13 protein-coding genes are annotated in these 12,984 nt (G+C 65.2%); 8 read left to right on the plus strand and 5 right to left on the minus strand.

Going from position 1 to position 12,984, the window contains the following annotated elements; translation table 11 throughout:
* Nucleotides 1–81: 81 nt before the first annotated feature.
* The 3 genes from pvdP to ACKLLE_RS04780 all read right to left on the minus strand — a co-directional run bounded on the left by pvdP (nucleotide 82) and on the right by ACKLLE_RS04780 (nucleotide 3,898).
* Nucleotides 82–1,701, minus strand: coding sequence for a pyoverdine maturation tyrosinase PvdP (gene pvdP / locus ACKLLE_RS04770; RefSeq protein WP_420057029.1), 1,620 nt, complete (start codon nucleotides 1,699–1,701; stop codon nucleotides 82–84).
* A 194-nt stretch (nucleotides 1,702–1,895) separates the two neighbouring features.
* The gene (locus tag ACKLLE_RS04775) at nucleotides 1,896–3,218 is read right to left on the minus strand and encodes an ATP-binding protein (protein ID WP_420057030.1); all 1,323 of its coding nucleotides are present in this window, start codon (nucleotides 3,216–3,218) and stop codon (nucleotides 1,896–1,898) included.
* A complete protein-coding gene (locus tag ACKLLE_RS04780) occupies nucleotides 3,215–3,898 on the minus strand; it encodes a response regulator (protein WP_009396254.1) in 684 nt (227 codons plus the stop codon). Before ACKLLE_RS04780 ends, ACKLLE_RS04775 begins: the two co-directional genes overlap by 4 nt.
* Nucleotides 3,899–4,064: 166 nt before the next feature.
* Between ACKLLE_RS04780 and dsbD the strand changes: the two genes are divergently transcribed.
* The 4 genes from dsbD to ACKLLE_RS04800 all read left to right on the plus strand — a co-directional run bounded on the left by dsbD (nucleotide 4,065) and on the right by ACKLLE_RS04800 (nucleotide 8,178).
* Nucleotides 4,065–5,777 carry a protein-disulfide reductase DsbD gene (dsbD, locus tag ACKLLE_RS04785; protein ID WP_420057031.1) on the plus strand — a complete coding sequence of 571 codons (1,713 nt, stop codon included), beginning with the start codon at nucleotides 4,065–4,067 and terminating at the stop codon, nucleotides 5,775–5,777.
* On the plus strand, nucleotides 5,777–6,622 hold the full coding sequence (locus tag ACKLLE_RS04790; protein WP_420057032.1) for a prolipoprotein diacylglyceryl transferase family protein: 846 nt from the start codon (nucleotides 5,777–5,779) through the stop codon (nucleotides 6,620–6,622). The genes dsbD and ACKLLE_RS04790 overlap by 1 nt, the downstream gene beginning before the upstream one ends.
* Nucleotides 6,619–7,377, plus strand: a complete 759-nt coding sequence (gene dsbG, locus ACKLLE_RS04795) for a thiol:disulfide interchange protein DsbG (RefSeq protein ID WP_420057033.1) — start codon at nucleotides 6,619–6,621, stop codon at nucleotides 7,375–7,377. The genes ACKLLE_RS04790 and dsbG overlap by 4 nt, the downstream gene beginning before the upstream one ends.
* Nucleotides 7,378–7,632: 255 nt before the next feature.
* Nucleotides 7,633–8,178, plus strand: a complete 546-nt coding sequence (locus ACKLLE_RS04800; RefSeq protein ID WP_009396246.1) for an RNA polymerase factor sigma-70 — start codon at nucleotides 7,633–7,635, stop codon at nucleotides 8,176–8,178.
* A gap of 1 nt (nucleotide 8,179) precedes the next feature.
* Here ACKLLE_RS04800 and ACKLLE_RS04805 read toward each other — a convergent pair whose 3' ends face one another.
* Nucleotides 8,180–8,983 (minus strand): substrate-binding periplasmic protein, encoded by an 804-nt coding sequence (locus ACKLLE_RS04805; RefSeq protein ID WP_420057034.1) that lies wholly within the window; start codon nucleotides 8,981–8,983, stop codon nucleotides 8,180–8,182.
* A 172-nt stretch (nucleotides 8,984–9,155) separates the two neighbouring features.
* Here ACKLLE_RS04805 and ACKLLE_RS04810 point away from each other — a divergent pair, with 172 nt between their 5' ends.
* Together ACKLLE_RS04810 and ppnP are read left to right on the plus strand one after the other, a co-directional pair.
* Nucleotides 9,156–9,707 (plus strand): 3'-5' exonuclease, encoded by a 552-nt coding sequence (locus ACKLLE_RS04810; RefSeq protein WP_009396234.1) that lies wholly within the window; start codon nucleotides 9,156–9,158, stop codon nucleotides 9,705–9,707.
* Between the two features lie 74 nt (nucleotides 9,708–9,781).
* Nucleotides 9,782–10,066 carry a pyrimidine/purine nucleoside phosphorylase gene (gene ppnP / locus ACKLLE_RS04815; RefSeq protein ID WP_009396232.1) on the plus strand — a complete coding sequence of 95 codons (285 nt, stop codon included), beginning with the start codon at nucleotides 9,782–9,784 and terminating at the stop codon, nucleotides 10,064–10,066.
* 133 nt (nucleotides 10,067–10,199) lie between these two features.
* Here ppnP and ACKLLE_RS04820 read toward each other — a convergent pair whose 3' ends face one another.
* The gene (locus ACKLLE_RS04820; protein ID WP_420057035.1) at nucleotides 10,200–10,889 is read right to left on the minus strand and encodes an alpha/beta family hydrolase; all 690 of its coding nucleotides are present in this window, start codon (nucleotides 10,887–10,889) and stop codon (nucleotides 10,200–10,202) included.
* A gap of 49 nt (nucleotides 10,890–10,938) precedes the next feature.
* Between ACKLLE_RS04820 and ccoN the strand changes: the two genes are divergently transcribed.
* Together ccoN and ccoO are read left to right on the plus strand one after the other, a co-directional pair.
* Nucleotides 10,939–12,363, plus strand: a complete 1,425-nt coding sequence (gene ccoN, locus ACKLLE_RS04825) for a cytochrome-c oxidase, cbb3-type subunit I (RefSeq protein WP_064301843.1) — start codon at nucleotides 10,939–10,941, stop codon at nucleotides 12,361–12,363.
* A 10-nt stretch (nucleotides 12,364–12,373) separates the two neighbouring features.
* A complete protein-coding gene (ccoO, locus tag ACKLLE_RS04830; protein WP_420057036.1) occupies nucleotides 12,374–12,982 on the plus strand; it encodes a cytochrome-c oxidase, cbb3-type subunit II in 609 nt (202 codons plus the stop codon).
* Nucleotides 12,983–12,984: the final 2 nt, after the last annotated feature.

Here is a 12,984-nt window from a genome sequence, read left to right on the forward strand (position 1 = left end):
ACCCGCGATTGCGTCGGTGGATTCACTATCGTCATCGCGGGTGAACCCGCTCCCACAGGGTCCGTGCAAACTTCATAAACTTCAGGCAATCCCTTTCATCGACAGGTGCCGCGCATACCAAGGCCGCTGCGGTACCCGCTTGAACAGCGGCTCCAGCCCATCATCCTTGGCAAACACGATGCGCAGCGCCAGTTTCATGGTCTCGACATCCATCTCCACCGACTTGCCCGGGAACAGGCCAGGGGTGGTGCTGCAGCCGTGGGTGTCCGGCCCCAGCCAAGGGTCTTCCACTTCGTTCCAGCGGCCCTTGGCGAACCACTCCACGCCGTTGACCTGCAAGCGCCGCACCTGCCCGGGATTGTGCCGCTCATGGGCGCGGTACCAGTCTTCGATACGGTCGTCGATCCAGCCGTGGAAGCCCCAGAACACCGGGTTCACATGGGAGGAAAACGGGTCGCCGAGGAAATCGTTTTCCGGCCCGTACCAGCGCGCGGCGAAGTCCGCAGGATCGCGGGCGAACGGCACCGGCGCGCCATTGGAGGGATCACGCGGCACCGATGCCCAGCACATGTGCAGCCAGTCATGCAGGTTCATCTCAAGTTCCGAACCCAGCTCGCCCAGGGTCATTTTCGACAGGTACAGCGGGTCCTGGTATTGCGACTCCCAGACCTGGAAGTTGGAGCAGAAGGTTTCCTGCGCCTTGATCGCCGCGACCCATTGGGTGTAGTCGTTGTCCCCCGGCGCGCGCCAGGTCGGCGGGACGCTGTAGCCGTCATGGTTGTCGAAGTAGCGGGCGAAGCCGTGGCGGTCGTATTCCACGTTCGGCTGCGGCAAGGGGAAATGCGGCCAGGACGGCAATGGCTGGATGGCCCGGGCGGCATCGAGCATGTGCCGGTGCATGAACAGGAAGTCCACGCCCGAGCCGTTGCGGTGCTTTTTCGGCCCCCGGGCATCGCGCTCCTGGCCACGCGGGCCAGGTTGCCAGCCAAGGCCGCGCAGCGCGCCGTGGCGCTCTTCGGAAAGGCGATGCCATTTGTCCCGGGTCGCATGCCAGAGCTGGTGGAACAGCCGGTGTTCGGGGCTGATCAGCCAGGCGCGCAGCTCGGGGGTATAGACGATACGCTCGCGGGCTTCAGGGAACATCCGCTTGACCGCGACGAAATGGCTGTCCTGGACGGGCAGCGCCATGGAGCGGTCGAGGGGCTGCATGCGCCCGGAGAGGGTGCCGCTGCCGGCATTGCCGTACTCGCCCCAGACCTCGTCCAGGGTGGCGATGCACTCGAAGCCGGGACCGCCCTGGTTGCTCAACAGGCGCCAGCGCACCTGGGCGCTGGAGGCACCGACCAGATCGCCAAGCACGCGATACATGGCGGGGCCGGGCTGCTCGAGGTTTTCCCGAGTACCCAGCACACCACGCAGGCCTCGGCCCTTGGCGGCGATGTCGAGGTAGAGCTGGATGCCCTCGCGGGGCAAGCCTGGCAAACCGCCGTCGGCACCGGTGAAACGAATATCCCAGACGCCGCGCAGTTGGTTGGCCAGTTGCTGGCCGGCACTGTCGGCCAGCTCGACGCTAGCTTCGCCGGGGGTGACGATATCGTCCTCGGGGTCGTGGGTCAGCTTCTTGTGGGCGTAATACACCGCCGGCACCGCCGCGCCCGTCACCGCCAGACCTGCCAGGAACCCCCTGCGCGATATCGTCATTCCCCACCCGTGTCAGCCATGGAAACTGCTTATGTCCAAGCTAGAACGTTGGGTCAGGGAGAAAATTTAGGGCATGGGATGGATGTTGTTACGGAGGGCCTCATCGCCGGCAACGCCGGCTCCCACAAGTTGTGCGGCGCACACAATTACCTGTGGGAGCCGGCGTTGCCGGCGATTAGGGCCTTGCGTGCAACTCAAGCAGAGGCCTTCAATGGCATCCTCAGCAACACCCGCAGCCCGTCGCTGCGGCTGTCGAAGTCGAGCGAACAGGCGCAGCGCTGCACGATGGCCTGGACGATCGCCAGCCCCAGCCCGCTGCCCTCGCTGTGCCCGTTGCGCCAGAAACGCTGGGTCAGATGTTGCAGGTCCTGCTCGGGAATGCCCGGCCCGTGATCGCGGACGAGGAAGCCGACGCCCGCTTCTTCCACCCGCACTTCAAGCTCCACCGGCGCTTCGCCGCTGCTATGGCGCAGGGCGTTGTCCAGCAGGTTGCGCAACGCCGCCACCGCCAGTGCACCGGGCATGTCCAGCTGCGCCTTGGCCGCCTGCAACGGAGCATTGAGCACGATCCGACGATCATCACCGGTGTCCTGGATCGCCTGGCGCGCCACCTGGTCGGCACTGCACTGCACGCCATCGTCGAACGACAGGCTACCCTCGACCCGCGCCAGCAGCAGCAATTGCTCCAGGGTCCGGTGCAGGCGGTCGGCGCCTTCCTCGGCGTGGGCCAGGGCTTGCTCGCGCACCAGGCCATCGGTCATCCGCGCCACCTGCAGATGGGTCTTGATCGCCGTCAGCGGGCTGCGCAGTTCGTGGGCGGCGTCGCCGGTCAGGCGGCGCTCGCGCTCGATGGTCTGGCCGATGCGCTGCAACAGCTGGTTCTGGGTATCCAGCAAGGGCTGCAGCTCGCTGGGCACCGCCTTGATCTGCAGCGGCTCGACCGAGTCCGGGCTGCGCCTGCGCAAGGCTTCGCGCATCCAGTTCAGCGGCGCCAGGCCCTTGCCGATACCGATCCACAGCAGCCCGAGACTGCCGAGCAGCGCCACCAGCACCGGCGCCGAGGCCGCCAGCAGGATCGAGCGGTTGAGCGCCTCGCGTTCCAGGTGGCGGTCCGCGGTGGTGATGCGAATATCGCCATGGGCGAAGGTGAAGCTGCGCCAGCGCGCACCGTCGATCATCTGGTCGTGGAAGCCGCCACGACCGTCGTCCAGGTGCTGTTCGGCATTCTGATGGCTGCGCGCAAGGATCTCGCCACGCAGGGAAGTGACCTGGCAGGCCATGCCGTCCGGTACGCTGAGCTGGTCGGCGCTGAGGTGGGTGCCCTCGCCCTTGCTGGTCAGGGGTTGCGGCAACTGGTCGATCAGGCCGGCGACCATGCGGGCCGAAGCCACCAGGCGCTGGTCCAGGGAGAACATCATCTGCTGGCGCAGGTCGCGCAGCATCCAGGCGGCGGCCAGCGCCCAGATCAGGACGAAGGCGGTGCCCAGGATCAGGCTCAGGCGCAGGCGCAGGCTCATTGCCCGGCCTCCTCGGGCAGGCGCGCCGGGCCAAGACGGTAGCCCAGGCCGCGCACGGTCTCGACGATGCCGTTGCCCAGCTTGCGCCGCAGGTGATGGATATGCACGTTGAGCGCGTTGCTCTCCACCTCGTCGCTGAAACCGTAGACGCTGTCCTTGAGCTGTTCGCTGGACAGCACCCGCCCCGGATTGTTGAGCAGTGCCTGCAGCAGCGCCTGTTCGCGACGGGAAAGATCGACCGGCTGCCCGCCAAGGCTGACCTCGCAGTTGCTCGGATCGAAACTCAGCGGCCCGTGCTCGATGATGTTCACGCAACGCCCGGCAGTGCGCCGCACCAGGGTGTGCAGACGTGCGGCCAGTTCCCGCAGGTCGAAGGGCTTGAGCAGGTAATCGTCGGCCCCCGCCTGCAGGCCATCGACCCGGTCGGTCACCGCATCGCGGGCGGTCAGGATCAGCACCGGCAGGCTGTGGCCCTGCTGGCGCAGGCGCTGAAGGAGCTTGAGGCCGTCTTCGTCGGGCAGGCCGAGGTCGAGCACCATCACGTCGAAATGCGCGGCCTGGAGCATGGCCCGCGCCGCGCTGGCGTTGGCCACCCGGTCCACGTTCAGGCCCTGGGCGCTGAGCCCGGCAATGATGCCGCTGGCAATCAGGTCGTCGTCTTCACAGAGCAGTACATGCATGGGTGCGATTCGATCATGGGCGGGGAAAGCCCGCATTGGGCCACGGCAGGATTAACCGGGGATTATGCCCTGCCCCACGGGCCCCGTCGCCTGCCGGCCGACGGCTTAACCTTGCTTTAATCCGCCCGGGTCAGCCTTGGCCGCTCATGACATCCAAGGCTTCGACATGCGTGCATTGATCCTGGCGTTTCTCTGCCTGTTCGGTTCCCTGAGCCAGGCGCAGGACTTCGCCAATCCCTTCGCCCAGGGCGACTTCCTCCCGGTGGAAAAGGCTTTCGTCTTTACCAGCGAGCGCCTGCCTTCGGGAGAAACCCGCCTGCACTGGGCAATCACCGAGGGTTACTACCTTTATCAGAAGCGCCTGAAATTCGATGGCCTGACGCCGGAACAGACGCCGCCGCTGCCTCCTGCTGTCGATCATCACGACGAATTCTTCGGCAACCAGCCGGTCTATCGCGGCGCCCTGGAGCTGATCCTGCCTGCCTCGGCCAGGGGGACGCTGCGCATGGGCTGGCAAGGCTGCGCCGATGCCGGGCTGTGCTACCCGCCGCAAACCTCCGTGGTCGACCTGGGCGGCGCGGCCGCGAGCGCGGCCCAGGCCGACGACCAGGTCCTGGCCGGCACCCTGCAACAGGGCCGACTGGCCTGGGGGCTGCTGGTGTTCTTCGGCCTCGGCCTGCTGCTGGCGTTCACCCCTTGTTCGCTTCCGATGTTGCCGATCCTCGCCGGGCTGGTGATGGGCAGTAACGTCAGCAGTCGCCGTGGCTGGGTTCTGGCCGGCACCTATGTGCTGAGCATGGCGCTGGTGTATGCCGCCCTCGGGGTGATCGCCGCACTGCTCGGTGCCAATCTCCAGGCCTGGCTGCAACAGCCATGGCTGCTCGGCAGCCTGGCGGCGCTGTTCATCTTGCTGGCGCTGCCGATGTTCGGCGCTTTCGAACTGCAATTGCCGATGGCCCTGCGTGATCGCCTGGAACGTGCCGGCAGCAAGACACGCGGCGGCAACCTGGCCGGTGCCGCCGTGCTCGGCGCGCTGTCCGGCCTGTTGATGGGCCCGTGCATGACCGCACCGCTGGCCGGCGCCCTGCTGTACATCGCCCAGAGCGGCAACGCCGTGCATGGCGGCCTGGTGCTGTTCAGCCTCGGCCTGGGCATGGGCCTGCCGCTGCTGTTGCTGGTCACCGTGGGCAATCGCTACCTGCCGCGCCCCGGCGCCTGGATGAACCTGGTCAAGGGCCTGTTCGGCTTCGTCTTCCTCGGCATGGCCCTGTACACCCTGCGCGTGGTCCTGGCGCCGAGCCTGTGGCTGGCGCTGGCCGGCGCCTGGCTGCTGGCCCTGGCGTGGAGCGCCTGGCCAGCCCTGAAGGGCTTGCGTGCGCTGCAGCCGGTGATGCTGGTCGCCGGTTTGTGGGGCGTGCTGGCACTGGTCGGTGCAGCGGGTGGCGGTAGCGATCCGTGGCGCCCGCTCGCGCCGTTCAGCGGCGCCGGCGCCAAGGTCGTGGCCGACGAAGAGGCCTTCACCACGGTGAGCACGCCGCAAGCCTTGCAGGCCGAACTGGACGCCGCGCGCAACCAGGGCCAGTGGGTATTCCTCGACTACTATGCGGATTGGTGCGTGTCCTGCAAGGTCATGGAAAAGCAGGTGTTCGCCCGTCCTGACGTCCTTGCGGCACTGGCCGGGGTCCGCCTGGTGCGCCTGGATGTCACCGCCGACGCCGCCCCCGCCCGCGAGCTGCTCAAGCGCTACCAGGTCCCGGGCCCGCCGAGCATGCTGTGGATCGGCCCCGATGGCGAGGAACGCCGTGCCCGGCGTATCGTCGGTGAAGTGGACGCCACCACCTTCCTGCAACACTGGAACAGCACCCGGAGCGACGGCTGATGTTGACGGTGAATATCGGCCCGGTCGCCCTGGCCCTCGACCACCTGCTGCTGCTTCTGGCCCTGGGCCTGGCGACCCTGGTCGGCTGGCGCGTGGCCAGGCGCGGCGGCGACAACCCCGAGTCGTCGCTGTTCAACCTGTTCATCGCCGGGCTGCTCTGCGCGCGGATCGGTTTCGTCGCTGCCTACTGGCCGCTGTACCGTGACGACCTGCTGCAGATCGTCGATATCCGCGACGGCGGCTTCCGGCCCTGGACCGGCGCCCTCGCTGTGCTGATCGGTGCACTGTGGATCGCCTGGCGCAAGCCGGGCCGGCGCCGTCCGCTGGGCTGGGGCCTTGCCAGCGGAGCGCTGTTCTGGCTGCTGGCCAGCTGGGCCAGCCATCTTTACGAACAAGGCACGCAACTGCCGCACCTGAGCCTGAAGAACGCCCAGGGCCAGGAAGTGGCGCTGGACAGCCTGCGCGGCAAGCCGCTGGTGATCAATATCTGGGCGACCTGGTGCCCGCCGTGCCGGCGTGAAATGCCGGTGCTGCAACAGGCCCAGCACGAGTACCCGCAGGTCACCTTCCTGTTCGTCAACCAGGGCGAGACGCCGCAGATCGTCACCAACTTCCTCGCCACCACCGGGCTCAACCTGTCCCACGTGCTATTCGACGCCGGCGGCCACCTGGCCACCGCCGTCGGCTCGATGGCCCTGCCCACCACCCTGTTCTACGACGCCGACGGGCGCCTGGTGGGCAGCCACCTGGGCGAACTGTCCCGCGCCAGCCTGCATCACGCGCTGCAATCCCTCGATGAAGACTTGCGCCGCGCTCCCGCTCCCGCAACAAGGAATGCACCATGAGAATCCCGCTTTACCTGAGCCTGGCCGCGAGCCTGACGGTCAGCCCCCTGCTGGTGGCCGAAGAGCTGCCGCCGGCCGTGCGCCAGATCGAAGCCAAGGGTGCCGAGGTGGTCGGCCGCTTCGATGCACCCGATGGCCTCAAGGGCTATGCCGCACGCTTCCAGAATAGAGGTGTGGCCCTGTACCTGACCCCGGATGGCAAGCACGTACTGGTGGGCAGCCTGTTCGATGCCCAGGGCCGGGACCTCAGCGAGCCGCAACTGGAAAAGCTGGTGTATGCGCCAATGGCCAAGGAGGTCTGGGCGAAGATGGAGAAAGCCGCCTGGATCGCCGACGGCAAGGCCGATGCTCCGCGCATCGTCTACCTGTTCAGCGACCCGAATTGCCCGTACTGCAACATGTTCTGGGAGCAGGCGCGGCCGTGGGTCGAATCCGGCAAGGTGCAGTTGCGGCATATCATGGTCGGCATCATCCGCGCCGACAGCCCAGGCAAATCGGCGGCCCTGCTCGCCGCCAAGGACCCGCAGAAAGCCCTGCTGGAACATGAACGGGCCGGCAAGGCGAGCACGCTCAAGGCCCTGGAGCAGATTCCCGCAGAGGTCCAGGCCAGGCTCGACGCCAACCAGGCCCTGATGGACGAGCTCGGCCTGTCCGCCACCCCGGCGATCTTCTACCTCGACGAACAGCAGCGCCTGCAACAGCAGCAAGGGGCGCCACGCCCGGAATTGCTGGGAAAGATCCTCGGCAAGCGCTGAGCCCTCCTCCCGTCCGGAGCGAGCCCAGCCCGCGCTCCGGTTCGTTTGACCGCCCCATGCAGGCGGTCTTTTTTTGCCCGTGACGCACTCGAACGCCGGCTAGCCAGGCTCTGCGTCGGGCTTAGATCTAAATCGCAGGATCTATTACCAACTTTCGCATTTGACAATAATTATCATTAATACTAGTTTGTCGCACGTCGCAGTGAACGGCCCCGTAAGGCCGTTCGCTATCCACTTAGAGAAAAGGTGATTTCCATGGCGGAACAACTATCCACAGGTAAGTGCGATTCACCGTTACTCCAAGCGTTCGTCGACAATCGCAACATCCTCGTCAAGATCGCGGCCCGCATCACCGGCTGCCGCTCTCGGGCCGAGGATGTCGTCCAGGACGCTTTCTTCCGTCTCAATTCCGCGCCGCAGATCACCTCGTCGTTCAAGGCGCAACTGAGCTATCTGTTCCAGATCGTGCGCAACCTGGCCATCGACCATTACCGCAAGCAGGCAATGGAAATGAAGTACTCGGGAAGCGAAGAGGAAGGCTTGAACGTGGTGGTCCAGGGCGCCTCGCCCGAGGCCGCGCATATCAACTTCGCCACCCTCGAACATATTGCCGATGCGTTGACCGAACTGCCGCCGCGCACCCGCTACGCCTTCGAGATGTACCGCTTGCACGGCGTTGCGCAAAAGGACATTGCCAAGGAACTCGGCGTGTCCCCGACCCTGGTCAACTTCATGATCCGCGACGCCCTGGTGCACTGCCGCAAGGTGTCCAGCGCGCGCAGTGCCGGCTCGACCCACTGAATCACCGGGCGGGCGTAGCGGTCACCTGGATCTGGTAGGGCTGGAAGATCCTCGTCAGCTCGCCGCTGGCCCGTAACTGCTCGAGCAGCGCGGCGAATTCCTCGCCGCTGATCTTCGCCTGCGGACGCAGCAACGCGTAGTGGTGATAGACCTGGTCGATGCGCTGCGAGGCGAGCAACTCATCGGCGCTGCCCGGGTTGCGCACCATGTAGTCGCTCAGGTACGAGCGGGTGACCAGGGCGATGTCGGCACGGCCGCGCTGCACCATCAGCAGGTTGCTGTCGTGGGAATAGGTGAGCGTGGCGTTGTAGGTGGTGGCCAGGTAGCGCGGATCGGGATTGAAATTGGCGAAAGCGTAGTGATAACCGCTGAACAGGGCCAGGCGCTTGCCCTTGAGGTCGTCGAAGTAACGCTGATCGCGTCCTTCGGTACGGTGGGTGACGAAGACCTCGGCATCCTCCAGGCCCATGTCCACGCTGACGTGGGCGATGTTCTGCCAGCCCCAGTCCGGGTTTTCGAAGATCGCCATGTCCACCCGCCCCTGTTCGAAATCACGAAAGCGCCGCGGAATCGAGGTGGGCACCAGGACAAAATGGAAGCGTTGCTGCGCCTTGTTCAGCGCTTCGGCCAGTTGCGGCAGCAAACCGGTATCCGCGCCCTGCTCGGGGCGCACGGTATAAGGCGGAAAATGCGCCGCGCCGATCTTGATATCGACGCTTTCCCCGGCGAAAACCGCCTCTGCCTGCCAGGTCAGGAAAAGACACGACAACGAAAGCAATACCCGTGGTATTGGCGCTGGGATCAAGGGCAACACTCTCAAGGATTTCCGGCCTGAATCCAACTAAGCTAGGGGTTTTCCCGAGGTAACACAACCCGCTGCTTGCGCCATTTTCGCGCACTGGGGGCAAAATGCCATGGGATACCGGCGACGGCCGGGTTTGGCTACGCTTGAGCCTTATCTTGTCAGGGAAACAGTTATGGGCCATTGGTTGGTGATCGACCTGGAAGCCACCACCGATGACGGCGGTTGGCCGATCACGGAAATGGAAATCATCGAAATCGGCGCGAGCCTGGTCAATCGCGAAGGCCGCGAGGTGGATCACTTCCAGCGCTTCGTCAAACCGCGGCGGCGTCCGCAATTGACGGCGTTCTGCCGCCAGTTGACCCATATCACCCAGGCCAACGTGGATGGCGCGGCGCCCTTCGCCGACGTCTGGGAACAGTTCGAGCGCTGGCTGGGCAACTACCAGCCACGCCTGGAGGGCTGGACCAGCTGGGGCGACTACGATCGCAAGCAACTGCTCCAGGAATGGCAGGCCAATGGCATCGACAGCCTGCTGGCCCGGGTTCCCCACCTCAACCTCAAGCAGCGCTTCGCCAAGGCCCGCCACCTGAGCCGGCCGCCGGGGCTCAACGGCGCGTTGCAACTCGCCGGATTGCAGTTCCAGGGGCAACAGCACCGGGCCCTGGAAGATGCGCGCAATACCGCGCGTTTGCTGCCGCTGACCCTGCCGTTGCAGGGCACCTGAAAGCGGATGACGAGACCAGCCGGCTTGGGCATACTGGCCGGCCTTTTTGGTCCCTTTCTTTTCAGGAGTCGCCCATGTTCAAAGTCAACGAGTACTTCGATGGCACGGTCAAATCCATCGCCTTCACCGGCGCTGAAGGTCCGGCCACTATCGGCGTCATGGCCCCGGGCGAATACGAGTTCGGCACTGCCCAGCGTGAAATCATGCACGTGGTCTCCGGCGCCCTGACCGTCAAGCTGCCAGACAGCGACAACTGGGAAACCTTCTCCGCCGGCAGCCAGTTCAATGTGCCGGCCAACGCCAAGTTCCAGCTGAAGGTCGCGGTGGATACCGCTTACCTCTGCGAGTACCGCGACTGAGCTATTCCTGAGGGTTGATGCTGTTGCTAATGGCCTCATCGCCGGCAACGCCGGCTCCCACAAGTCAGGCGGCGTACACCAACCTGTGGGAGCCGGCGTTGCCGGCGATGAGGCCCTGACAGCCACGAAAGATTCAGCCCAGGAACGCCGCGACCCGCTGCGCCGCCGTCTGCATATGATCGGCATGAGTAAAGCCTGAAGCCTTCAACGGCTTGAGGTCATGATCCCCCGCCTCCAGCCAGCACAGCTCGATCGCCGGCGACAGTTCGTAGTTTTCCACCGCCTCCCGGTTCCCCAGGGCATCCCGCGTCCCCTGGATGATCAAGGTCGGCGTCTTCAGCCCGGCCATATGCGCCACCCGCGGCTTCTCCGGCTTGCCCGGTGCATAGAAGGGATAGCCCAGGCACACCAGAGCGTCCGCCCCCAGCTCGTCCGCCAGCAGACTGGCCATGCGCCCGCCCATGGACTTGCCGCCAACCGCCAGCGGCCCAGCGACCAATGGTCGCACCTCGCGCCACACCTCACGCCAGCTCTCCAGCAAAACCGCCTGGGGATTCGGCGGCCTTTTGCCACCAGTGGCACGGCGCTGCGCCATGTACGGGAACTCGAAGCGCAGCACGCCAACCCCTTGCCCGGCGAGCCTTTGCGCGATGTCGCCCATGAACCCGCTGTCCATCGGCGCACCCGCCCCATGGGCAAGCACCAGGCAGCCGCGAACCCCGCCATCTGCCTGATTTTGCGGGGCATTCCACAGCCACCCGCGCACGTTCGCCCTGTTCGCCAATTGATCCCCGTCAATACCGGCGACCTGCCCATTAATCATGCTTGCCTCGCTTTCTAGCCTGCCTATAACCGTGGATGGGAACCCATACATGAACACAACCAGCAGTACCGCCTACAACTACAAGGTGGTCCGCCAATTCGCCATTATGACGGTGATATGGGGAATCGTCGGGATGGGGCTCGGCGTTTTCATCGCCGCGCAACTCGTCTGGCCCGCCCTCAACTTCGACCTTCCCTGGACCAGCTTCGGGCGCCTGCGCCCGCTGCATACCAACGCGGTGATCTTCGCCTTCGGTGGGTGCGCGCTGTTCGCCAGCTCGTACTACGCGGTCCAGCGAACCTGCCAGACCACCCTGTTCGCGCCCGCGCTCGCCGCGTTCACGTTCTGGGGCTGGCAACTGGTGATCCTGCTCGCCGCCATCACCTTGCCGCTGGGCTACACCAGCTCCAAGGAATACGCCGAGCTGGAATGGCCGATCGACATCCTCATCACCATCGTCTGGGTGGCCTATGCCGTGGTGTTCTTCGGTACGCTGATCAAGCGCAACACCAAGCACATCTACGTCGGCAACTGGTTCTTCGGCGCCTTCATCCTCACCGTGGCGATGCTGCACATCGTCAACAACCTGGAACTGCCGGTCAGCCTGACCAAGTCCTACTCGCTGTACAGCGGCGCCACCGACGCCATGGTCCAGTGGTGGTACGGCCACAACGCCGTGGGCTTCTTCCTGACCGCCGGCTTCCTGGGGATGATGTACTACTTCGTGCCGAAACAGGCCGAACGTCCGGTGTATTCCTATCGCCTGTCCATCGTGCACTTCTGGGCGCTGATCACCCTGTACATCTGGGCAGGTCCGCACCACCTGCACTACACCGCCCTGCCCGACTGGGCCCAGTCCCTCGGCATGATCATGTCCCTGGTGCTGCTGGCGCCAAGCTGGGGCGGCATGATCAACGGCATGATGACCCTCTCGGGTGCCTGGCATAAGCTGCGCTCCGACCCGATCCTGCGCTTCCTGGTGGTGTCCCTGGCGTTCTACGGCATGTCGACCTTCGAAGGCCCGATGATGGCCATCAAGACCGTCAACGCCCTGTCCCACTACACCGACTGGACCATCGGCCACGTACACGCCGGTGCCCTCGGCTGGGTCGCGATGATCTCCATCGGCGCCCTGTACCACATGATCCCGAAAGTCTTCGGCCGTACCCAGATGCACAGCATCGGCCTGATCAACGCGCACTTCTGGCTCGCCACCATCGGCACCGTGCTCTACATCGCCTCGATGTGGGTCAACGGTATCGCCCAGGGCCTGATGTGGCGTGCGGTCAACGCCGACGGCACGCTGACCTACTCGTTCGTGGAAACCCTGGTGGCCAGCCACCCGGGCTTCATCGTGCGCTTCGTCGGCGGTGCGATCTTCCTGACCGGCATGCTGCTGATGGCCTGGAACACCTGGCGCACCGTGCGTGCCCCGGTTGCGGCCACCGCAGACGCTTCCGCGCAGCTGGCCTGAGGAGTACGAGATGAAACACGAAGCCATTGAAAAGAACGTCTTCCTGCTGGTTTTGCTGATGGTGTTCGCCGTGAGCATCGGCGGCCTGACCCAGATCGTTCCGCTGTTCTTCCAGGACGTCACCAACAAGCCGGTCGAAGGCATGAAGCCCTACACCGCGCTGCAACTGGAAGGCCGCGATATCTACATCCGCGAAGGCTGCGTCGGCTGCCACTCGCAGATGATCCGTCCGTTCCGCGCCGAAACCGAGCGCTATGGCCACTACTCGGTGGCCGGTGAAAGCGTCTGGGACCACCCGTTCCTCTGGGGCTCCAAGCGTACCGGCCCTGACCTGGCCCGCGTGGGCGGCCGCTACTCCGACGACTGGCACCGTGCGCACCTGTACAACCCGCGCAACGTCGTGCCCGAGTCGAAGATGCCGGCCTACCCATGGCTGGTCGCCCAGCAGGTGGATACCCGCCACACCGAAGCCAAGATCAAGGCCATGCGCACCCTCGGCGTGCCGTACAGCGACGACGACATCAGCGGTGCCGTCGCCTCGGTCAAGGGCAAGACCGAAATGGACGCCCTGGTCGCCTACCTGCAGGTGCTCGGCACCGCGATCAAGAACAAGAGGTAAGC

The sequence above is a fragment of the Pseudomonas bharatica genome, assembly GCF_048586865.1.
GTDB lineage: Bacteria > Pseudomonadota > Gammaproteobacteria > Pseudomonadales > Pseudomonadaceae > Aquipseudomonas > Aquipseudomonas bharatica.